Here is a 21,585-nt window from a genome sequence, read left to right as displayed (position 1 = left end):
GGCGTTTTCCAGGGTTTTTCCCGCTTTTGTTTTCTTATGTGCGGTTGCCCAAGCGTGCTGTCTTGAAAAGTCGCATAATCGACTCACATGCTGTTCTGCGGGTCGCACACCGTCCGCTGGCCGGGGGCGTGCCGTCAGCCAGTATGGGCAGGTTGTGCGATACTCGATCCGACTGCGGCGCAGCACGGCCGCGACGCATCACAGGATAGGGGCCGGCTCCGCAATCGGCTCGTCAAATGACGCACCGCTTTGGGGTATTTACCCATCAGGCGGGAGCGAACGGGCTCACCGGCCGGTCGGCCGGGTTTTGACAGGATTGCGGGCCTGTCCTAGTTGTTTAGAATGGGTGTATGGCGATTATCCCGGACAAGCAGGACGGCACCGTACTGGAGCGGCAGGAAAAGAAGCTGAAGCCGCCTTCCATGTACAAGGTAGTGCTGCTGAATGACGACTTCACGCCAATGGAATTTGTCGTGATGATCGTGCAGGAATATTTCAATAAAGATCGTGAAACCGCAACGCAGGTGATGTTGAAGGTGCATCGCGAGGGCAGGGGAGTTTGTGGGGTCTATACGCGGGACATCGCGTCGACCAAAGTCGAGCAAGTCGTTACCCACGCACGGCAGGCCGGGCATCCGCTGCAGTGTGTGATGGAGGAAGCATGATTGCCCAGGAACTGGAAGTCAGCCTGCACATGGCGTTCATGGAAGCACGCCAGGCGCGGCACGAGTTCATAACGGTCGAACATCTTTTGCTGGCACTGTTGGACAATCCAACAGCGGCGGAGGTGTTGCGTGCATGCGCGGCCAATATCGAGGATCTGCGCCAGAACCTGCGCAACTTCATTCATGACAACACGCCGACCGTGCCTGGCACGGACGACGTCGACACGCAGCCCACGCTGGGTTTCCAGCGTGTGATCCAGCGCGCGATCATGCATGTGCAATCCACCTCGAATGGCAAGAAGGAAGTGACCGGCGCGAATGTGCTGGTGGCGATCTTCGGCGAGAAGGATTCGCATGCGGTGTACTACCTGCAACAGCAGGGCGTGACGCGTCTGGATGTGGTGAATTTCATCTCGCATGGCATTGCCAAGACCAGCAGCACGGACGCCGCGAAAGCGAGCGACGCGAATGCCGAGTCCGACGAAGCCGCCGCGCAGAAGGAAACGCCGCTCGCCCAGTTCACGCAGAATCTGAACCAGATGGCGAAAGACGGCCGCATCGACCCGCTGATCGGGCGCGAGTCGGAAGTCGAGCGCGTGGTCCAGGTGCTATGCCGCCGCCGCAAGAACAATCCGCTGCTGGTCGGTGAGGCCGGTGTCGGCAAGACCGCGATCGCCGAAGGGCTCGCCTGGCGCATTACGCGCGGCGAAGTGCCGGATATTCTGGCCGATGCGCAGGTGTATTCGCTCGACATGGGCGCGCTGCTCGCCGGCACCAAATATCGCGGCGACTTCGAACAACGCCTGAAGACGGTCCTCAAGGAATTGAAGGAACGTCCGCACGCAATCCTGTTCATCGACGAAATTCATACGCTGATCGGCGCAGGCGCTGCGTCGGGCGGCACGCTGGACGCATCGAATCTGCTGAAACCGGCGTTGTCGTCGGGCACGCTGAAGTGCATCGGCGCGACCACGTTCACGGAATATCGCGGCATCTTCGAAAAAGACGCGGCTTTGTCGCGCCGTTTCCAGAAGGTCGACGTGACCGAGCCGACCGTCGAGCAGACGGTGGCGATCCTGCGCGGCCTGAAGTCGCGCTTCGAAGAGCATCACGGCGTGAAGTATTCGTCGGGCGCGCTGTCAGCGGCGGCTGAGTTGTCGGCACGCTTCATCACGGATCGTCATCTGCCGGACAAGGCGATCGACGTGATCGACGAAGCGGGCGCGGCGCAACGCATCCTGCCGAAGTCGAAGCAGAAGAAAACCATTGGCAAGAACGAGATCGAAGAAATCATCTCGAAGATTGCTCGCGTCCCGCCGCAAAGCGTGTCGCAAGACGATCGCAGCAAGCTGCAAACGCTGGATCGCGATCTGAAGAGCGTGGTGTTCGGGCAAGACCCGGCCATCGACGCGCTGTCGGCCGCGATCAAGATGGCGCGTGCGGGCTTGGGCAAGCTCGACAAGCCGATCGGCGCCTTCCTGTTCTCGGGCCCGACAGGCGTCGGCAAGACGGAAGTGGCGAAGCAACTGGCGTTCACGCTGGGGATCGAATTGATCCGCTTCGACATGTCGGAATATATGGAGCGTCATGCGGTGAGCCGTTTGATCGGCGCGCCGCCGGGCTATGTCGGTTTCGACCAGGGCGGTCTGTTGACCGAAGCTGTCACGAAGAAGCCGCATTGCGTGCTGCTGCTCGACGAAATCGAGAAGGCGCATCCGGACATCTACAACGTGCTGCTGCAGGTGATGGACCACGGCACGCTGACGGACAACAACGGCCGCAAGGCGGATTTCCGCAACGTCATCATCATCATGACGACGAACGCGGGCGCCGAGGCAATGGGCAAGGCGGTGATCGGCTTCACGAATCGTCGGGAAACCGGCGACGAAATGGTCGACATCAAGCGCATGTTCACGCCGGAGTTCCGTAACCGTCTGGACGCAACGATCAGCTTCCGCTCGCTCGATGAAGAAATCATCATGCGCGTGGTCGACAAGTTCCTGATGCAACTGGAAGATCAGTTGCACGAGAAGAAGGTCGACGCGCTCTTCACCGACGCGCTGCGTGCTCACCTCGCGAAACACGGTTTCGATCCGTTGATGGGCGCGCGGCCGATGCAACGTCTGATTCAGGACACGATCCGTCGTGCACTGGCCGACGAGTTGCTGTTCGGCAAGCTGATGAACGGCGGCCGCGTGACGGTCGACGTGGATGCCGAAGACAAGGTGCAGTTGACCTTCGACGAGCATCCGGCGCCGCGTAATCCGAATCCGGAAGCGGTTGAGGTTGAATAAGTCGGTCGAGTAAGCGTTTCAGTCTGATCTGAAAGCAGAACGGCGCGGGTTGAACCCCGCGCCGTTCTGCTTTTTGCGTTGTGCGAGGCGCTTGTTGCTTGTTGGAAGCAAGCGTCGCTTCAACGCTTATCGATAAGCTCAGTGCTTGCCGGTGCTGCCGAACCCACCCGCACCACGCTCGCTGGTTTCGAAATCGTCGACGATATTGAACTCGGCTTGCACGACCGGCACGATCACCAGTTGCGCGAGGCGCTCCATCGGATTCAATACGAACGTGGTTGTGCCGCGATTCCACGTCGAAATCATCAGTTGCCCTTGATAATCCGAATCGATCAGCCCGACCAGGTTGCCCAGCACGATGCCATGCTTATGACCCAGACCCGAACGCGGCAGAATCAACGCCGCATAACCCGGATCGCCGACGTGAATCGCCAGACCCGTCGGCACCAGTGCGGTTTCGCCGGGTTTGAGGGTCAACGGTTCGTCGAGACAGGCGCGCAGGTCGAGCCCCGCGCTGCCAGTGGTTGCGTAGGCCGGGAGTTGTTCGCGCATGCGCGCATCGAGAATCTTCAGGTCGAGTTTCATGCAGGTTCGAAGGTTTAAGGGGTGGAGACCGGGCGTCCGAGTTGGAACGCGTCGGCGAGAAGTTCATAGGAGCGCAGTCGGGCGCGATAGCTGCCCGCCACGGTGAGCACGATCAATTCGTCAGCCTGGAACTGCTCCTGCAAGGCATGCAGCCGTTCAGTGACGGTTTCCGGTGTGCCGATGATGCTGCGTGGCTTCTCGCGGTCGATCACCAGCCGCTCGCGTTCGCCGTACTCCTGCGCGATGCCTTGTTCGATTGTCGGGATTGGCTCGTTCAGGCCATAGGCCATTTGCACGCGACGCAGATCGACAGCCTTTTCCAGATCGGCGGCTTCCTGTTCCGTGTCCGCGCAAATCACGAAGACGGCGGCGGCGAGATACGGCTGTTGTGTTTCCAGACTGGCTTTGAAGCGCTCGCGATAGGCAAGCGCCACCTGGTGCCCGAAATGCGCGTTGATGAAATGCGCGAACGCGAAGCGGATACCGAGTTGCGCCGCCAGCAGGCCGCCGAATTCGCTCGAACCGAGCATCCACAGTTGCGGGCGTGTAGCGATCTGCGGCTGCAGCAGCACGCCGTGCGCGATGTGACCCTCGGGCAATGTGCCGTGCATCAGGCCGACGAGGTCGGCAACCTGCTGCGGGAAAATGTCGCCGCGGTTGTAGGCACCGGCCGCGACCGCCTGCGCTGTTTGCATGTCGCCGCCTGGAGCGCGGCCGACGCCGAGGTCGATTCGATTCGGGAATAGCGCCTCGAGCATCATGAACTGCTCGGCGACCTTGAATGGGCTGTAGTACGGCAGCATCACGCCGCCGGAGCCCAGCCGAATGCGTTGGGTGACGCTGCCGAGGCGCGCCAGCATGACCTCGGGGCACGGGTTCGACACGCCGCGCAAGCCGTGATGCTCGGCGCACCAGTAGCGCGTGTAGCCGAGATCGTCAGCCAGCTGCGCGAGTTCGACTGTGGCGGCAATTGCGTCCGCCACCGAGTGCCCGCCGATCACGGGCGTTTGATCGAGCACGGAAAGTAGCGTCATGTCAGTACTGCTCCAGATAATTCGGTGCGCTAAAGGCGCTCGCGGCGAAAGCAGTTTGCGCCACCACGCGCAGCTTTAGCGGATCAGACTTGTGTCGGGCAGACGCCTGGCAATTTCCACGATCAAGGCGCGCGCGAGCGTCTGCTTGTCGGCGCGCGGCAGTTTGGTTGCACCGCCTGCTTCGAACAGAATGACCTCGTTGTCGTCGAGACCGAAAGTGAGCGGGCCGAGATTGCCGATCAGAAGCGGCACGTTCTTGCGCGCGCGCTTTTCTTCACCGTGCACTTCGAGGTCGCCGCTTTCCGCTGCAAAGCCGACTGCGAACGGAGGATGCGGCAGCTTGGCGACCGCTGCCAGGATGTCCGGATTCTCGACGAACGTGAAGGTGGGCAATGCGCGCTCGGCGGTCTTCTTGATCTTGTGTTCGCTGGCGTGATCGACGCGCCAGTCGGCTACCGCTGCCACGCCGATGAAGATGTCGGCGTCCGCGACAGAGCGCATCACCGCGTCGTGCATTTGCTGCGCGGTTTGCACGTCCTGGCGGAACACGCCCCACGGCGTTTCCAGCGCGACAGGGCCGGCGATCAGATGCACTTCGGCGCCTGCTTGTTGCGCGGCGCGCGCCAGCGCAAAACCCATCTTGCCGCTCGAACGATTGGTGATGCCGCGCACCGGATCGAGCGGTTCGAAGGTCGGGCCGGCAGTCAGCAACACGCGACGGCCGGACAGGATCTTCGGTGAGAAGAACGACGCGATCGCTTCGAAAGTGGCGGCCGCTTCGAGCATGCGACCGTCACCGACTTCGCCGCAGGCTTGCGGACCCGAATCGGGGCCGAGAACTTCGATGCCGTCCGCGCGCAGCTGCGTGACGTTGCGTTGGGTGGCCGGGTTTTGCCACATCTGTCGGTTCATCGCCGGCACAACGAGCAGCGGGCAATCGCGCGCGACACACAGCGTCGACAGCAGGTCGTCGGCCATGCCGTGTGCGAGTTTGGCGAGGAAGTCGGTGGAGGCGGGCGCAATGACGATCGCGTCGGCTTCACGCGAGAGATCGATATGCGCCATGTTGTTCGGCACACGAGCGTCCCACTGGCTCGTGTAGACCGGCCGGCCGGACAGCGCCTGCATCGTAACGGGGGTGATGAACTGCGTGGCCGCTTCGGTCATGACGACCTGCACGGTCGCGCCGGCCTTGGTCAACAGACGCGTGAGTTCGGCGATCTTGTAGCAGGCAATGCCGCCCGTCATGCCGAGGACGAGGTGTTTTCCTGCGAGTTCTGCGGTTGCCAACGAAAGCCTCCGACAAAGCGTGGTCTACCTATACGCGTTACCGCGAGCCGCGCACGCGCCGCAACTCGTCGAGCACGAGCAGGATCGCGCCGATCGTGATCGCGCTGTCGGCGAGATTGAACGCCGGCCAGTGCCACGTGCGTACGTGAAAATCGAGAAAGTCGATCACATGGCCGTACGCCAGCCGGTCGATCACGTTGCCAAGCGCGCCGCCCAGAATCAGCGCGAGCGCCGTGCAGAACATCTTCTGCCCGCCGTGGCGCTTGAGCAGATAGCAGATCACCAGCGCCGCGACCACGCCGAGCGCGGTGAACGCCCAGCGCTGCCAGCCACCCGCCATCGCGAGGAAGCTGAAGGCGGCGCCGCGGTTGTACACGAGGATCAGGTTGAAAAACGGCGCGACCTCATGCGGAACACCGTAGGCGAACACCTTCTGGACCGCGATCTTGGTGAGCTGATCGAACAGGATCACGATCAGCGCGACGCCGAGCCACGGCGCCAGCGAACCACCGGCAGCTGACGATTTCGACATGGTTTTCGCCATTATGCCGCGCTCCTCACTTCACCGTTGCCGAACAGATTGCTGAAGCAGCGGCCGCACAGGGTGGGGTGCTCGGCGTTGGCGCCGACGTCCGCGCGGTAGTGCCAGCAGCGTTCGCACTTCAGATACTTCGAGGCGATCACCTCAACGCTTTCTTCCGCTTCGCTATCGACCTTCACGACGGTCGCCGCCGACGTGATCAGCACGAACTTCAGGTCGTCGCCGAGGCTCGTGAGCGCGTCGTAACGCGCGCCGCTCGCGCGGATTTCGACTTCCGCCTGCAGCGACGAACCGATCAGGTTCGCGACGCGTGCTTCTTCGAGCGCCTTGGTCACGTCGCTACGCGCGGCGCGCAGCAGCGTCCATTTGTCGAGCAGCTCGCCAGCTTGCGGCACTGCCGGGAACGCGTGATACGTCTCGGTGAAGATCGTTTCGCTGTTCGGCTGGAACACCTTCCACGCTTCTTCCGCGGTGAACGACATGAACGGCGCCATCAGGCGCAGCAGGCCGTGTGCGATGTGATACAGCGCGGTCTGAGCCGAGCGGCGCGCGACGGAGTCAGCCGCCGTGGTGTACAGACGGTCTTTCAGCACATCCAGATAGAAGCCGCCCAGGTCTTCCGAGCAGAACGTCTGCAGCTTGGCGACCACCGGGTGGAACTCGTATTTGTCGTAGTGCGAGAGGATGTCGTTTTGCAGATTTGCCGACAGCGCCACCGCGTAACGATCGATCTCGAGCCAGTCTTCGACCGGACGCGCGTGTTGCGCGAAGTCGAAATCCGACAGGTTCGCGAGCAGGAAGCGCAGCGTGTTGCGGATACGGCGATAGCCTTCCGTCACGCGCTTCAGGATCTCTTCGGAGATCGCCAGCTCGCCCGAGTAATCGGTCGAGGCGATCCACAGACGGATGATTTCCGCGCCAAGGCGGTTCGCCACTTCGTGCGGGTCGATACCGTTGCCGAGCGACTTGCTCATCTTGCGGCCTTCGCCGTCGACGGTGAAGCCGTGCGTCAGCAGCGCGTTGTAGGGCGGGCGGCCGTCGAGCATCGAAGCGGTCAGGAGCGACGAATGGAACCAGCCGCGGTGCTGGTCCGAGCCTTCCAGATACAGGTCAGCCGGGAATTGCAGTTCGTCTTTGTGCGAGCCGCGCAGGACGTGCCAGTGCGTGGTGCCCGAATCGAACCAGACGTCGAGCGTGTCGCGGTTCTTTTCGTACATGTTGGCGTCGTCGCCTAGCAGTTCGCGCGGGTCGAGCGTTTGCCACGCTTCGATGCCTGCCTTCTCGACGCGTTGCGCGACTTCTTCAAGCAATTCCAGCGTGCGCGGATGCAGTTCGCCGGTTTCCTTGTGCACAAAGAACGCCATCGGCACGCCCCATTGACGCTGACGCGACAGCGTCCAGTCCGGGCGGTTGGCGATCATGCTGAACAGGCGCTGCTGGCCCCACGACGGATAGAAGGCGGTGTTCTCGATGCCTTCGAGCGCGGTTTCGCGCAGCGTCTTGTCGGAGTCGTTCGGCTTCACATCCATGCCGGCGAACCACTGCGAGGTCGCACGATAGATGATCGGCGTCTTGTGGCGCCAGCAATGCATGTAGCTGTGGCGATAGTTTTCGGTGCGCAGCAGCGAGCCGGCGGCTTGCAGCGCTTCGACGATCTGCGGATTGGCCGCCCAGATCGACAGGCCGCCGAACAGCGCGAGCGATTCGATATAACGGCCGTCGCCCATCACCGGATTGATGATGTCCGAATCGGCCATGCCGTGCGCCTTGCACGACACGAAGTCTTCCACGCCGTATGCCGGCGACGAATGCACCACACCCGTACCGGATTCAGTCGTCACGTAGTCGCCGAGATAAACCGGCGCCGTGCGCTTGTACGCCGGATGCGCGGAGGCGAGCGGATGATTGAAGCGCAGATTGACGAGCTTCGCACCCGGCGCGGTCGCGATGACGGTGCCTTCCAGTTCGTACTGTTTCAGGCACGCTTCGACACGCTCCTCGGCGAGGATCAGCAAGCCGCGCGGCGTATCGACCAGCGCGTAGACGATTTCCGGATGCAGGTTCAGCGCCTGGTTGGCGGGGATGGTCCACGGCGTGGTGGTCCAGATCACGATGCCGCCTTCATTGCGCGGCAGCGTGTTCAGGCCGAAGGCCTGCGCGGTCTTTTCCGGTTCCGCGAAGCTGAACAGCACGTCGATGGTCGGATCGGTCTTGTCCGCGTATTCGACTTCCGCTTCGGCCAACGCCGAGCCGCAGTCGAAACACCAGTTGACGGGCTTCAGGCCGCGATACACGTAGCCCTTTTCCATGATCTTCGCGAGCGCGCGGATTTCGCCGGCTTCGTTCGTGAAGTTCATGGTCTTGTACGGATTGTCCCAGTCGCCGAGCACGCCCAGACGGCGGAAGCCGACCTTCTGCTTCTCGATCTGTTCGGTCGCATAGGCGCGCGCCTTCTGCATCACTTCGGCGGCCGGCAGCGACTTACCGAACTGCTTTTCGATCTGGATTTCGATCGGCATGCCGTGGCAATCCCAGCCCGGCACGTAGACCGCGTCGAAGCCCGCCAGATTGCGCGCCTTGACGATCATGTCCTTAAGGATCTTGTTGACCGCGTGGCCTAAGTGGATGTCGCCGTTCGCATACGGCGGGCCGTCGTGCAGGATGAACTTTTTACGGCCCTTGGAGGCGGCGCGGATCGTCTCGTAGACCTTGCGTTCCTGCCATTCCTTGACCCATTGAGGCTCGCGTTTGGGCAGGTCGCCACGCATCGGGAACGGCGTGTCGAGCAGGTTGACCGGGTAGCGTGACTGCGGTTTCGAATCGGCTTTCTTGTTGCTCATGATGAGGTCGCGGTGAATTCTTTCTAAGCGCAGCGAGGCTGCGGTATGCGCAAGATGCGCAGGGCGTTGGGCGCGCCCGGCAGGCATGTCGCGTAATCCACGGACGCCCTTCGATGCGCGCAGCAGTGGGTACATGCAGCGCTTCAACGCGCTCGCATGTACCGCGGCGGCTATCTAATTCGGTCGGTGGCCGAAGTGGCGAAACCGGTGGAACGGCTGCCCGGCGTGCCGGCGCCGACGGCCGCGAACCACGCGCGCGCATTGGCGACGTCGCGCGCGATGGCGGCGGTCAGCGTTTCGAGGTCGACGTATTTCTCCTCGTCGCGCAGCTTCTTGAGGAATTCGACGCGCACGAGTTTGCCATACGCGTCGCCGTGCCAGTCGAGCAGGTGGACTTCGAGCAGCACGCGGCCGGAATCGTCGACAGTGGGGCGCAGGCCGAGGCTGGCAACGCCCGGCAGCGGTTCGTCCGCCACGCCATGCACGCGCACCACGAAAATGCCGGCCAGTGCCGGGCGTTTGTGCGCGATCGCCAGATTGAGCGTGGGGAAGCCGAGGTCGCGACCGAGCTTCATGCCATGTACGACGTGGCCGCTGATCAGGTAATCGCGGCCCAGCGCGGCACGCGCCGAGTCGAGATCGCCCGCCACCAGCGCCGCGCGCACGCCCGAGCTGGAAATGCGCGCGCCGGACGGATCGGCCACGGTTGCCATCTGCTCGACTTCGAAACCGTGCAGTTGACCCGCGGCCTTGAGCGAGGCGAAATCGCCCGCGCGCTTGGCGCCGTAGCGGAAGTCGTCGCCGATCATCACCCAGCGAGCATGCAGCCCATTGACGATGATCCGTTCGACAAACGCATCCGGCGACTGGCTCGCGAAGGTGTGATTGAAATGCTCGACCACGACCCGGTCGACACCGTTGGTGCGCAACGCCTCGAGCTTGTCGCGCAGCATGGCGATTCGCGGCGGCGCGCCAGCGGGGTTGAAGAATTCGCGCGGGTGCGGCTCGAAGGTCATCACGCAGACGGGCAGGCCGCGAGCATCGGCGGCGGCCCGGACGTGGGCGAGCAAAGCCTGATGGCCGCGGTGGACACCGTCGAAGTTGCCGATGGTCAGTGCGCAGGGCGCACGGCTTTCGGCATTGGGAAGACCGCGGAAGACTCTCACGATAGCGGGTTTGAGGTAGGGCGGCCGAGATGCCGCAAAACAAACGATTATAAACGCTCAGCGCACGAGACGGCGGCGCGTCGCCGTTTCAGTGTCCCCCGAATGATAAAATCCGCGGATGAAAAAACTCGTCATCCTGATTTCCGGACGGGGAAGCAACATGGAAGCTATCATTCGCGCCTGCGCGGACGAAGGCTGGGCGGCGCAAGTCGCCGCTGTGATTGCCAACCGTCCTGACGCCGCGGGCCTTGCGTTCGCAGCGTCGCACGGCATTGCCACGGCGGTGGTCGACCACCGCCAGTTTCCCGATCGCGACAGCTTCGACACCGCGCTGGCGCAAGAAATCGACAGTTTCGCGCCTGATCTCGTCGTGCTCGCCGGCTTCATGCGGGTGCTCACGGCCGGTTTCGTCGACCATTACGCCGGACGCATGCTGAACGTGCATCCGTCGCTGCTGCCGAGCTTTCCGGGCCTGAAAACCCATCAACAGGCACTTGACGCCGGCGTGCGGCTGCACGGCGCGTCAGTGCATTTTGTCACGTCGCAGCTGGATCACGGGCCGATCGTCGCGCAGGCGGCCGTCCCCGTCGAGGCTGGCGACACCCCCGCCACGCTCGCCGAACGCGTGCTGGCAACCGAACACATTATCTATCCACGCGCGGTGCGCTGGTTCGTCGAAGGGCGTCTTGCTCTCGATGGCTTGCGTGTCACGCTTACGCCGCCGGAGCCGCAATGGCTCTTTGCCGGTCACACCGCCGGAGAGGGCGCATGAGATTACATGGTTTTTTGATTGGACAAACCGAGACTTTGCTGGCTGAAGTCCTGAAGCTGAACGGCCCGGCCGACGCGACGACGAGCCGCTTTTTCCGCGCGCATCCTAAGCTCGGCCACGGCGAGCGCGGCGTGATCGCCGAGGCGGTCTTCGCCGTACTGCGCCGCCGGATGGAATTTGCCCATCTGGCCGAAGGCGGCGCGGGCAGCCCGGCGCGCCGCATGGCCTTGCTGGGACTGATGCAGACGGCCGGCCGCACGGCCCTCAAGCCGTTCCTGACCGATACCGAATCGCACTGGCTCGAACACGTCGCGAAGATTGACCCGGAGAGCCTGCCGCTGCGGATTCGCCTGAATCTGCCCGACTGGATCTATCAGGCGCTTTCCAAGCGCTTCGAACCCGCGGAACTGGCGCAACTGGCCGCCGCGCTGAACTATCCGGCGCCGCTGGACCTGCGCGCGAACCCGATCAAGGCAAGCCGCGACGACGTGCTGAACGCGCTGTCGAAGGCCGGCATCGAAGGTGGCGCGACGCCTTTCGCGCCGTTTGGCGTGCGGGTGGTCGGCAAGCCGCCGCTTACCAAGCTGGATGCGTTCCAGCACGGCTGGGTTGAGGTCCAGGACGAAGGCAGCCAGTTGCTCTGTTCGCTGGTCGCCCCCAAGCGCGGCGAAATGATCGTGGACTTCTGCGCTGGCGCCGGTGGCAAGACGCTGGCGCTGGGCGCGGCGATGCGTTCCACCGGGCGTCTGTACGCCTTCGACGTCTCCGAGCGGCGTTTGGCCAAGCTCAAGCCGCGCCTCGCGCGCAGCGGGCTGTCGAACGTGAATCCGGTGCTGATCGACAGTGAACACGACGCAAAGATCAAGCGTCTGGCCGGCAAGATCGACCGCGTGCTGGTCGATGCGCCGTGCAGCGGCCTGGGTACGCTGCGTCGTAACCCGGACCTGAAGTGGCGCCAGTCGCCGGAATCGGTCGCTGAACTGGCGCCGAAGCAGGCGTCGATTCTGGCCAGCGCCTCGCGTCTGGTGAAGAAGGGCGGCCGTCTTGTTTACGCAACCTGCTCGATTCTGGAAGCGGAAAACGAAGCCGTTGTGCAGCAGTTCCTGGCCGACCATCCGGACTTCGCATTGGTGCCGGCGCGCGACGTGCTCGCTGAGCAGCGCATCGAGCTGGAAATGGGCGATTACCTGTCGCTGTGGCCGCACCGCCATGCCACCGACGGCTTCTTCGCAGCCGTGCTTGAACGCCAGAGCTAAACGCAACCGGCTATCTGCCGGCGCAACCGGGTTCCTTGTCTGATCCGAACCCCGCTGCGCCGGCGATTTCGGCGACATCATGCAAAACCGCATTTTTCCCCATATGTTCGGCGACCTCGCGCGCGACTTCGGCCAGCCGGTGATGCTGTGGCAGGTCGGCGTCCTGCTCGTGACGCTCGCCATTGCCTGGCTGCTCGCACGCCTGTTGCGCCGTACGCTCGATCTGCGGCGCCAGACGCGTTACCAGACCCTGCGTTTCGGCGCGGAGAGCCTGAACCGCGCGTTCTTTCCGCTGATTGGCGCGACGCTCGTGTGGGTGGCACAGGCGATCACCAGCCAGTTCATGCACACCGCGCTGCTCGATCTGGCGCTGGTGCCGCTGTTTGGTATCGGTCTGATTTACATCGTGTTTTTCTTCGCGCGGCGGGTCTTCAGTCAGGACGGCGCGAACCATCCGTGGCTGTTCCTCGTCGAGAAGATCGTTTCGCTGGTCGTCTGGATCGGCATGGTGCTCACCGTGATGGGCATCCAGGACGACGTGATCACCTGGATGGGTAGCGTGCGCTTCCGGGTCGCGAATGCGCACATGACGCTGCTTTCGCTTACCACTGGGCTTCTGTGGGTATGCGTGACGATGATCGTCGCGATGTGGCTCGGCGCCACGTTCGAAGATCGCCTGATGCGTTCGAAGACGCTCGACGCCAATCTCAAGGTGGTCGTGGCGCGAGTCGGGCGTGCTGCGTTCGTGCTGGCGGCGGTGCTGATCAGCTTGTCACTGGTGGGTATCGACATCACGGTGCTGGGCGTGTTCGGCGGCGCGCTGGGTGTCGGGCTCGGGTTCGGCTTGCAGAAGATCGCCAGCAACTACGTCTCGGGCTTCATCATCCTGATCGACCGCTCGCTGCGCATAGGCGACACGATCAATGTCAGCGGCTTGCAGGGCATGGTCACGCAGATCCGCACGCGGTATACGGTGGTGCGCGGGCTCGACGGCATCGAAACGCTGATTCCGAACGAAAAACTGATTACGGACGTGGTGCAGAACCAGTCGTCCTATCTGACGCGCGGCTACGCCAAGGCGGCCGTGCAGGTCGCCTACTCCACGGACGTGGAGCAGGCGATGGCGTTGCTCGCCGAGGCCGCACAGGGCGTCGCGCGGGTGCTGCAGGAACCAGCGCCTACGCCCTATCTGGTTGGTTTCGGCCCCGACGGCATCAACCTCGAACTGGGTTTCTGGATCGAAGATGCGGCAACAGGCACGTCAGGCGTGCGCTCGGCCGTGAATCGCAACATCTGGCGTCTGTTCTCCGAACACAGCATCGCGATTCCCTTAGCGCAACGCGAAGTGCGAATCGTCGGCAACGTCAGCGGCGCAATGCCGCAAGCGGTAACAATGACTGCTTCCGCGGCCAATCAGGCTGACAGCGCCCACTGACGGGCACTTCGAACGCGCCGGAGGTCCAAAAAAGACCTCCGGCGCGTTCCATCTGGTTGACAGCGCACAAAAAATCCCTATTTGTTACAAACACTTGGAACGCTTCAAGTAGAATATCGTCCAATCCCGCTGTATGCTTTCACTTTCTTGACACGCGCATTTCGCGTGTGTCTGGCGTCTCTTGTTCCACAGGTAAATTGCCTTGTTGAATTCCTTGCTCGATTTCCTTGCTCACGGTTTGCTGCACTTCTCGTGGTGGCAACTTGTGCTGTACACGCTGGTCGCGACGCACATCACGATCATTGGCGTAACGGTCTATCTGCATCGCTGCCAGGCGCACCGCGCGCTGGAGCTGCATCCGATCGTCAGTCATTTTTTCCGCTTCTGGCTGTGGATGACCACGGGCATGCTGACCGGCCAATGGGCCGCGATTCACCGTAAGCACCACGCCAAGTGCGAGACCGAAGAAGATCCGCACAGCCCGCAAACGCGCGGCATCTGGAAGGTGCTGCTCGAAGGCGCGGAACTGTACCGTTCCGAAGCCAAGAATGAAGAAACGATGCGCAAGTTCAGTCACGGCACGCCGAATGACTGGATGGAACGCAACGTCTACACCAAGTACCCGATCCTCGGCGTGAGCCTGATGATGGTGCTGAACGTCGCGCTGTTCGGCGTCGTCGGCCTGACGATCTGGGCCGTGCAGATGGTGTGGATCCCGTTCTGGGCGGCTGGCGTGGTGAACGGCCTCGCGCACTGGTGGGGTTACCGCAACTTCAACTCGTCGGATGCCAGCACCAACATCTTCCCGTGGGGCATCATCATTGGCGGTGAAGAGCTGCACAACAATCACCACACGTATGCGACGTCGGCCAAGCTGTCGAACAAATGGTACGAGTTCGACATCGGCTGGATGTACATCCGCATCATGTCGGCGTTCCGTCTGGCCAAGGTGAAGAAGATCGCGCCTACGCCGCGTCTGACCACCGGCAAGCTGGTACTCGATCAGGACACGTTGCAAGCCGTGCTGGCAAACCGCTATGAAGTGATGGCGCGTTACGGCAAGGCGCTCAAGCGCGCTTATCGCCAGGAGTTGGCGCATCTGAAGGAAGTGGGTGCGCGCGAGAAGTATCAGGTGATGCGCGGTGCACGTAGCTGGTTCCACAAGGAAGAAGCGGGTCTCGATGAGCCGCAGAAGCGCCAGTTGCCGCAGATCTTCGCGAACAGCCAGAAGCTCAAGACCTACATCGACATGCGCAATGAACTCGCGGCGATGTGGGAGCGCTCGAATGCGTCGCGCGATCAACTTCTGGTCCAGTTGCAAGACTGGTGTCATCGGGCGGAACAGAGCGGTATCAAAGCACTGCAAGACTTTGCAATGCGCCTGCGCCGTTATGCTTGATCGCATGCCTTAGCGCGAAATCTATTAAAATTTCGTTACGTCACAAAACCCCGCGTTGGCGGGGTTTTGCTTTTTGGGCCGCGGCAATTTCAACGACACGCGATTGACAGTCCGCGGCGGCAGAGCGAAGGCAGAGGAGATCATGGATCAGCAGGCGATCAGGACCGTCGAATACGACCGGCCACAGGCGCAGGGCACGACCTGCGGGATCGGACAGGCGTGGGCGAAGGTGCCCGACGTGCCGTCGGCGGAACAGAAGGTGGCGCTGAAAGAGCGCATCCGCGCATTGCTTAAGCGCGAGAAAGCTGTGCTCGTCGCGCACTACTACGTTGACGCGGAACTGCAGGAACTCGCCGACGAAACCGGTGGTTGCGTGGCCGACTCGCTGGAGATGGCGCGCTTCGGCCGCGATCACGAGGCGCAAACGCTGGTGGTGGCGGGTGTGCGTTTCATGGGTGAGACCGCAAAAATCCTGAGCCCGGACAAGCGCATTCTGATGCCGGATCTCGACGCGACCTGTTCGCTCGACCTCGGCTGTCCGGTCGATGAATTCTCGGCGTTCTGTGACGCTCACCCGGATCGCACGGTGGTCGTGTACGCGAACACCAGCGCGGCCGTCAAGGCCCGTGCGGACTGGATGGTGACGTCGTCGATTGGGCTGGAGATCGTTGCCGATCTGCACGCCCGCGGCGAAAAAATCATCTGGGCGCCGGATCGGCACCTTGGCAGCTATATCCAGAGCAAGACCGGCGCGGACATGCTGCTGTGGCAGGGCTCGTGTCTCGTGCACGACGAATTCAAGGGCATCGAACTCGACCTGCTGCGCGCCGAGTATCCGGGCGCGAAGGTGCTGGTGCATCCGGAGTCGCCGGCGAACGTGGTCGCGCAAGCGGATGTGGTCGGCTCGACCACGCAGTTGATCGACGCCGCGCAGAGACTCGACGCGACGCATTTCATCGTGGCGACCGATCTCGGCATTCTCCACAAGATGCAGCTCGCCGCGCCGGGCAAGACGTTGATCGCCGCGCCCACGGCCGGCAACAGCGCGACCTGCAAGAGTTGCGCACATTGCCCGTGGATGGCGATGAACGGCCTCGCCAATCTGGCTGACGTGCTCGACCGCGGCCACAACGAGATCTTCGTCGATCGAGCGATCGGCGAGCGGGCGCGCCTGCCGATCGACCGGATGCTCGACTTCGCGGCGCGTCACAAGAAACGCGTGCAAGCGAGCGGCGATCTCGCACGCGACGCGCAACTGTATTCGAACGTGGGAGCGGCGTAATGGGGGCGGTTGAAGGGGCAGTTGAGCGCAATCAGGTCGAGGCGGTGTCGCCGCTGTTCGCGGAGATTCATGCGCAGTACGGCGCGGCATTCGATGCGGCACTGGCGCGCAACGTCGCCGACGCGCTGGCCGAAGACGTTGGCGCAGGCGATCAGACAGGCCGTCTTGTTCCTGCCGACGACGTGCGCGATGCGCGCATCATCGTGCGTGAAGATGCCGTGCTGTGCGGCGTGCTTTGGTTCAACGCGGTGATGCGCCAGGTCGATCCGCGCATCGAAGTGCAGTGGCGTTATCGCGAGGGCGATCGGATGGCAGCGGATACGCCGGTCTGCGAGCTGCGCGGCCCTGTTCGTGCGCTGTTGACTGCAGAACGCAATGCGTTGAATTTCCTGCAACTGCTGTCGGGCGTGGCGAGCGCAACGCGCCGCTATGTCGACGCAATCGCCAATACTCAAACGCGCATCCTCGATACGCGTAAGACGCTGCCGGGCTTGCGGCTCGCGCAGAAATACGCCGTGCGCTTGGGCGGCGGTGCGAATCAGCGGCTCGCTTTGTACGACGGCATTCTGATCAAGGAAAACCACATCGCTGCAGCGGGCGGTGTCGGGGCCGCAATGGATGCGGCGCTCGCGCTGAATGCAGGCGTGTCGATTCAGATCGAAGTCGAAACGCTCGCACAATTGGAAACCGCGTTGGCGCATCGCGCGCAATCCATTCTGCTGGACAACTTTTCGTTCGACGCGATGCGTGAAGCAGTGCGTATCACGGCGGGGCGAGCGGTGCTGGAAGTGTCTGGCGGTGTGAACTTCGAGACGGTGCGTACCATTGCGGAAACAGGCGTCGACCGCGTGTCGATCGGCGCGTTGACCAAAGATGTGCGTGCGACGGATTACTCGATGCGAATCGTCTGAACCGTGCACGCTTAAGCGTTCGCCATCCATGAAAAAGCCATCGCAGGGAAACCGGCGATGGCTTTTTCACTTCAGCTTCAGCAATCACACGTTGCGGTTACGCACGTGCTCCGGCGATAGCACAGTCGGCAGCGCTTTAGGCAAGGTGGCCGGCCAATCACGGCTGAAATGCAGGCCGCGGCTTTCGCGCCGTGAACGAGCGCCTTCGACGATCAGCGACGCCACGTCGACCAGATTGCGCAGTTCAAGCAAATCGCGGCTCACCTTGAAGTTCGCGTAATACTCGTGAATCTCGTCACGGAGCAAGGCAAGCCGATGTTTGGCTCGCGCCAGCCGCTTGTCCGTCCGCACAATGCCGACGTAGTTCCACATCAGGCGGCGCAGTTCATCCCAGTTGTGCGCGACCACCACTTCTTCGTCCGGATCGGACACACGGCTTTCGTCCCAGTCAGGCAGCGGCGCATGGACGGCGGCGCTGAAGCCTTCTTCCTCGATGGCTTGCGCGGCGGAGCGCCCGATCACGAGACACTCGAGCAAGGAATTGCTGGCAAGCCGGTTCGCACCGTGCAGGCCCGTGCATGACGTTTCGCCGACAGCATAGAGACCGGCGAGATCGGTCTTGCCGGCCAGGTCCGTCACGACGCCGCCGCACGTGTAGTGCGCGGCAGGCACAACCGGAATCGGCTCTTTGGTGATGTCGATGCCGAATTCCAGGCAGCGGGCCAGAATCGTCGGGAAGTGCTCGCGCAGGAATTCGGGCGGCTGATGGCTGATGTCGAGATAGACGCAGTCGATGCCGCGCTTCTTGATCTCGAAGTCGATTGCGCGCGCGACGATGTCGCGCGGCGCGAGTTCGGCGCGCTCATCGTGGTTCGGCATGAAGCGCGTGCCGTCCGGCAGCTTCAGAATGCCGCCTTCGCCGCGTACCGCTTCCGAGATCAGGAACGATTTCGCATAAGGATGGAACAGGCAGGTGGGATGGAACTGGATGAATTCCATGTTCGACACGCGGCAGCCTGCGCGCCACGCCATCGCGATGCCGTCGCCGGTCGCGGTGTCGGGGTTGGTGGTGTACAGATAGACCTTGCCGGCGCCGCCGGTGGCGAGCACGGTATGCGGCGCTTCGATTGTCACGGTGCGGCCGCTTTGCAGATCGAGTGCATACAAACCGTGGCAGCGACGCCCCGGCAAACCGAGACGGTCGGACGTGATCAGGTCGATCGCGTAGTGGTCCTCGAGCAGGGTGATGTTCGGATGCCGGCGTACACGTTCGCTGAGCGTGGTGACCACGGCATGGCCGGTTGCATCCGCAGCATGAATGATCCGGCGATGGCTGTGGCCGCCTTCACGTGTCAGATGAAAGCCGAGTTCGGCGGCGTCGTCTTTGGTGAACGGCACGCCTTGCTCGATTAGCCATTCGATCGCAGCGCGCCCATGCTCGACGATAAACCGTGTCGCTGCTTCATCGCACAGGCCGCCACCGGCGATCAGCGTGTCGCGCACATGATTTTCGATGCTGTCTGCCGAATCCAGTACGGCGGCGATTCCGCCTTGCGCCCAATCGCTCGCGCCTTCGGTCATCGATCGCTTGGCGACCACCGCAACCCGCCGGGTCTCCGCAAGGTTGAGCGCGACGCTCAACCCCGCCAGACCGCTACCGACAATCGCTACATCGAATTCCATCGCCTGCATCTCCGTCTTTCGTTTTGCCAGACGGCATGCTGTGCGCATGCCGCTAAAACGAGAAAGGATACGCGTCGCGACGAATGAGGGAAAGCTGGCCGAACGGGATAAGACTGTCCTAAGTGGGCAAAGGACAGCTAGTCAGTGTGATATTGGGAAGTTGAAAACAAAAAAGCCTCGCACGAATGCGAGGCTTTTTTGCGAATCTTTTTGCCTTCGTCAGGCAGGAGCCAAGATTTATTTAATCTTGGTTTCCTTGTAGTCAACGTGCTTACGGACGACCGGATCAAATTTCTTGATCAGCATCTTTTCCGGCATGTTGCGTTTGTTCTTCGTCGTCGTGTAGAAGTGACCCGTGCCTGCGGTCGATTCCAACTTGATCTTGTCGCGTGCGCCTTTTGCCATGATTTACTCCTTAGGCTTCACCGCGTGCGCGCAGATCTGCGAGCACAGCGTCGATACCGTTTTTGTCGATCAGGCGCAGGCCGGCGTTCGAAACGCGCAGACGCACCCAACGGTTTTCGCTTTCCACCCAAATACGGCGGTTTTGCAGGTTCGGCAGGAACCGGCGCTTGGTTTTGTTGTTCGCGTGGGAAACGTTGTTGCCGCTCATCGGCGCTTTCCCAGTTACTTGGCATACGCGTGCCATGAGAGCACTCCTAATACGCTAATTCTGAGTTCGAACGCCGTGAAAGTTTCCCGAAAAGAGCCGCGCTGAGAGTTTATTGAAACTCGAGGCACGTTTCCTTTCCGGAACGCCTTGGTGGCTTCGGAACAGGGGGGTTGGAAATAGGCAAACCGGAATTCTAGCAGAAAAAAAGCCGCAAAATCAAACCTTATTTGCGATGCTGAACTCGGCACGACGTTGCCGCGACCCTGGTTGGCGCCGTGTCAGGGCCAGCCGGCGCGGGCAAAGGAGTACGTGCGATCCGCGCCGATCACCAGATGATCGATCAATTGCACGTCGATCAGCGCAAGGGCTTCGCGCAGCGTATGTGTCAGCCGGCAGTCGCTCGCGCTCGGCTGGACGGCGCCGGAGGGGTGATTATGCGCGACGATCAGGCTGGCCGCATTCAGGCTCAACGCCCGCCGCACGATTTCGCGCGGATAGACGGCCATGCGCGTGAGCGTGCCCCGGGCGCTCTCCTCGCAGCGGATCAGCCGGTGGCGGGCGTCGAGAAAGAGCGACACGAAGACTTCCTGGGGACTGCCGCCGATGCGTAGGCGCAGATAGTCTTGCACGGCTTCAGGCGAGTTCATCAGCGAGCGGTCACGCATTTTATCGACCAGCGAACGCCGCGCCATTTCCATGATGGCGATCAGCTGAGCCTTTTTCGCCGGTCCGATGCCGCGCAGGCCGCTGAAGTCCGAGTAAGTTGCGTCGAGCATCGCGCGTAGCGAGCCGAAGCGGTCGAGCAGGGTGCGCGCAACGTCGAACACGTCGTGCCCCGGCAGGCCCGCGCCGAGCACCAGTACGATCATTTCGGTGTCGGACAGGACGCTTGGCCCTTCCTCGATTAGCCGCTCGCGTGGCATGTCGTTCTTGTGCCATTTGCCGCGTACAAGCGGTCGGGCCAGGGGTGTTGCACCGTTCGTGGTGGCGTCGGCGGAGCTGACGCCGGGTTCAGATGCGGGATGACCAGTCGCGGCGCCAGCGCGTGGCGACGCCGGGGCGGGTGCCGAGGGTGCGGCGGCGTCGGGCGCGGCAGACTCCGGCAACATTGCCTCAAGTGTCGCTTCGTCTAATGTGCAGGCATAGTCAGCCATATAGATATGCGTCCTCCAGTTCGGGTTTGTGCGGCGCGCGGCGCGCGGCCGTGCCGCGATGCGCGCGACGGCCAAGCCGCCGCTCGCTATGTGGCTTACAATAGACGCTTTGCGCACGGCACCCCGAGGGTTTGCCACGCGCGTCAACTGCGGCGTCAACTGCGCCCGCGGCGCACGCGTGCAGCGCGCTTCGACTGAGCGAGCATTGCATGAGCATCATCGACATTTCCGAAGTGAAACCCGGTTCACACGTTACGCTTCACTACCGGCTTTCCCTTGCCGATGGCGCCGAAGTCATCAATACGTTTACCGACAATCCGGCCACGCTGCTGCTCGGCGCGGGTCAACTGGCGCCGCCGCTGGAAGACATTTTGCTGGGTTTGAAGGTGGGCCACCATTCGACCTTTCAGCTAACGCCGGGTCAGGCGTTCGGTCCGCGCAATCCGGAGCTGATCCAGCGGGTCTCGCTGGCCACGCTGCGCGAAAACAGCATGATCGGCGAGGATTTTTCGCCGGGTGATCTGGTCGAATTCAACGCGCCGGGTGGCGGCCGCTACGCGGGCGTCCTCAAGGAAGTTGGCGAGACGTCGGCGTTGTTCGATTTCAACCATCCGCTTGCCGGCCAGGCGCTGGCGTTTGAAGTGAAAATCATCGGGATTCTGTAA

The 21,585-nt window shown here is 62.3% G+C and carries 19 protein-coding genes; 9 read left to right on the top strand and 10 right to left on the bottom strand.

Translation table 11 applies throughout. The features are described from left to right. Nucleotides 1-350: 350 nt before the first annotated feature. Both clpS and clpA read left to right on the top strand, forming a co-directional pair. On the top strand, nt 351-665 hold the full coding sequence (clpS, locus tag KHO33_RS10430) for an ATP-dependent Clp protease adapter ClpS (protein ID WP_006050100.1): 315 nt from the start codon (nt 351-353) through the stop codon (nt 663-665). Continuing rightward, a complete protein-coding gene (gene clpA / locus KHO33_RS10425) occupies nt 662-2,959 on the top strand; it encodes an ATP-dependent Clp protease ATP-binding subunit ClpA (RefSeq protein ID WP_074282414.1) in 2,298 nt (765 codons plus the stop codon). The genes clpS and clpA overlap by 4 nt, the downstream gene beginning before the upstream one ends. Before the next feature lie 138 nt (nt 2,960-3,097). On the opposite strand, the gene dut is transcribed toward clpA, so the two are convergent. The 6 genes from dut to KHO33_RS10395 all read right to left on the bottom strand — a co-directional run bounded on the left by dut (nt 3,098) and on the right by KHO33_RS10395 (nt 10,415). Then, nucleotides 3,098-3,544 (bottom strand): dUTP diphosphatase, encoded by a 447-nt coding sequence (gene dut, locus KHO33_RS10420; RefSeq protein ID WP_054042650.1) that lies wholly within the window; start codon nt 3,542-3,544, stop codon nt 3,098-3,100. A 14-nt stretch (nt 3,545-3,558) separates the two neighbouring features. Further along, on the bottom strand, nt 3,559-4,578 hold the full coding sequence (locus KHO33_RS10415) for an LLM class flavin-dependent oxidoreductase (RefSeq protein ID WP_200564728.1): 1,020 nt from the start codon (nt 4,576-4,578) through the stop codon (nt 3,559-3,561). Nucleotides 4,579-4,653: 75 nt separating this feature from the next. Next, a complete protein-coding gene (coaBC, locus tag KHO33_RS10410; RefSeq protein ID WP_200564727.1) occupies nt 4,654-5,868 on the bottom strand; it encodes a bifunctional phosphopantothenoylcysteine decarboxylase/phosphopantothenate--cysteine ligase CoaBC in 1,215 nt (404 codons plus the stop codon). 37 nt (nt 5,869-5,905) lie between these two features. Beyond that, the gene (lspA, locus tag KHO33_RS10405; RefSeq protein WP_093638890.1) at nt 5,906-6,412 is read right to left on the bottom strand and encodes a signal peptidase II; all 507 of its coding nucleotides are present in this window, start codon (nt 6,410-6,412) and stop codon (nt 5,906-5,908) included. Next, the gene (ileS, locus tag KHO33_RS10400) at nt 6,412-9,249 is read right to left on the bottom strand and encodes an isoleucine--tRNA ligase (RefSeq protein WP_200564726.1); all 2,838 of its coding nucleotides are present in this window, start codon (nt 9,247-9,249) and stop codon (nt 6,412-6,414) included. Before ileS ends, lspA begins: the two co-directional genes overlap by 1 nt. A gap of 170 nt (nt 9,250-9,419) precedes the next feature. After that, a complete protein-coding gene (locus tag KHO33_RS10395; RefSeq protein WP_054042648.1) occupies nt 9,420-10,415 on the bottom strand; it encodes a bifunctional riboflavin kinase/FAD synthetase in 996 nt (331 codons plus the stop codon). A gap of 118 nt (nt 10,416-10,533) precedes the next feature. Between KHO33_RS10395 and purN the strand changes: the two genes are divergently transcribed. The 6 genes from purN to nadC all read left to right on the top strand — a co-directional run bounded on the left by purN (nt 10,534) and on the right by nadC (nt 17,470). Next, a complete protein-coding gene (purN, locus tag KHO33_RS10390; protein WP_054042645.1) occupies nt 10,534-11,187 on the top strand; it encodes a phosphoribosylglycinamide formyltransferase in 654 nt (217 codons plus the stop codon). Then, on the top strand, nt 11,184-12,443 hold the full coding sequence (locus KHO33_RS10385) for an RsmB/NOP family class I SAM-dependent RNA methyltransferase (protein ID WP_093638896.1): 1,260 nt from the start codon (nt 11,184-11,186) through the stop codon (nt 12,441-12,443). The genes purN and KHO33_RS10385 overlap by 4 nt, the downstream gene beginning before the upstream one ends. A gap of 79 nt (nt 12,444-12,522) precedes the next feature. Then, a complete protein-coding gene (locus KHO33_RS10380; RefSeq protein ID WP_200564725.1) occupies nt 12,523-13,878 on the top strand; it encodes a mechanosensitive ion channel family protein in 1,356 nt (451 codons plus the stop codon). A gap of 202 nt (nt 13,879-14,080) precedes the next feature. Then, nucleotides 14,081-15,277: a DesA family fatty acid desaturase gene (locus KHO33_RS10375; protein WP_054042639.1), complete on the top strand. Its 1,197-nt coding sequence runs from the start codon at nt 14,081-14,083 to the stop codon at nt 15,275-15,277. Between the two features lie 142 nt (nt 15,278-15,419). Next, a complete protein-coding gene (nadA, locus tag KHO33_RS10370) occupies nt 15,420-16,559 on the top strand; it encodes a quinolinate synthase NadA (RefSeq protein WP_200564724.1) in 1,140 nt (379 codons plus the stop codon). Beyond that, complete coding sequence (nadC, locus tag KHO33_RS10365) at nt 16,559-17,470, top strand: carboxylating nicotinate-nucleotide diphosphorylase (RefSeq protein WP_200564723.1); 912 nt, start codon at nt 16,559-16,561, stop codon at nt 17,468-17,470. The genes nadA and nadC overlap by 1 nt, the downstream gene beginning before the upstream one ends. An 84-nt stretch (nt 17,471-17,554) precedes the next feature. On the opposite strand, the gene nadB is transcribed toward nadC, so the two are convergent. From nadB to radC, 4 genes are all read right to left on the bottom strand, one after another. Next, nucleotides 17,555-19,153, bottom strand: a complete 1,599-nt coding sequence (gene nadB, locus KHO33_RS10360) for an L-aspartate oxidase (protein WP_200564722.1) — start codon at nt 19,151-19,153, stop codon at nt 17,555-17,557. A 237-nt stretch (nt 19,154-19,390) separates the two neighbouring features. Further along, nucleotides 19,391-19,558, bottom strand: a complete 168-nt coding sequence (gene rpmG / locus KHO33_RS10355) for a 50S ribosomal protein L33 (RefSeq protein ID WP_006050116.1) — start codon at nt 19,556-19,558, stop codon at nt 19,391-19,393. Between the two features lie 10 nt (nt 19,559-19,568). Further along, nucleotides 19,569-19,802 carry a 50S ribosomal protein L28 gene (rpmB, locus tag KHO33_RS10350; RefSeq protein WP_007180631.1) on the bottom strand — a complete coding sequence of 78 codons (234 nt, stop codon included), beginning with the start codon at nt 19,800-19,802 and terminating at the stop codon, nt 19,569-19,571. A 242-nt stretch (nt 19,803-20,044) separates the two neighbouring features. Then, a complete protein-coding gene (radC, locus tag KHO33_RS10345; RefSeq protein WP_407946169.1) occupies nt 20,045-20,920 on the bottom strand; it encodes a RadC family protein in 876 nt (291 codons plus the stop codon). Nucleotides 20,921-21,129: 209 nt separating this feature from the next. On the opposite strand from radC, the gene KHO33_RS10340 reads away from it, so the two are divergent. Then, nucleotides 21,130-21,585: an FKBP-type peptidyl-prolyl cis-trans isomerase gene (locus tag KHO33_RS10340; protein ID WP_054042637.1), complete on the top strand. Its 456-nt coding sequence runs from the start codon at nt 21,130-21,132 to the stop codon at nt 21,583-21,585.

Source organism: Paraburkholderia nemoris (genome assembly GCF_905221015.1).
GTDB classification, from domain to species: domain Bacteria; phylum Pseudomonadota; class Gammaproteobacteria; order Burkholderiales; family Burkholderiaceae; genus Paraburkholderia; species Paraburkholderia nemoris.
Note: the sequence above shows the minus strand (reverse complement) of the source record. Positions and strands in the feature narration are given on the sequence as shown.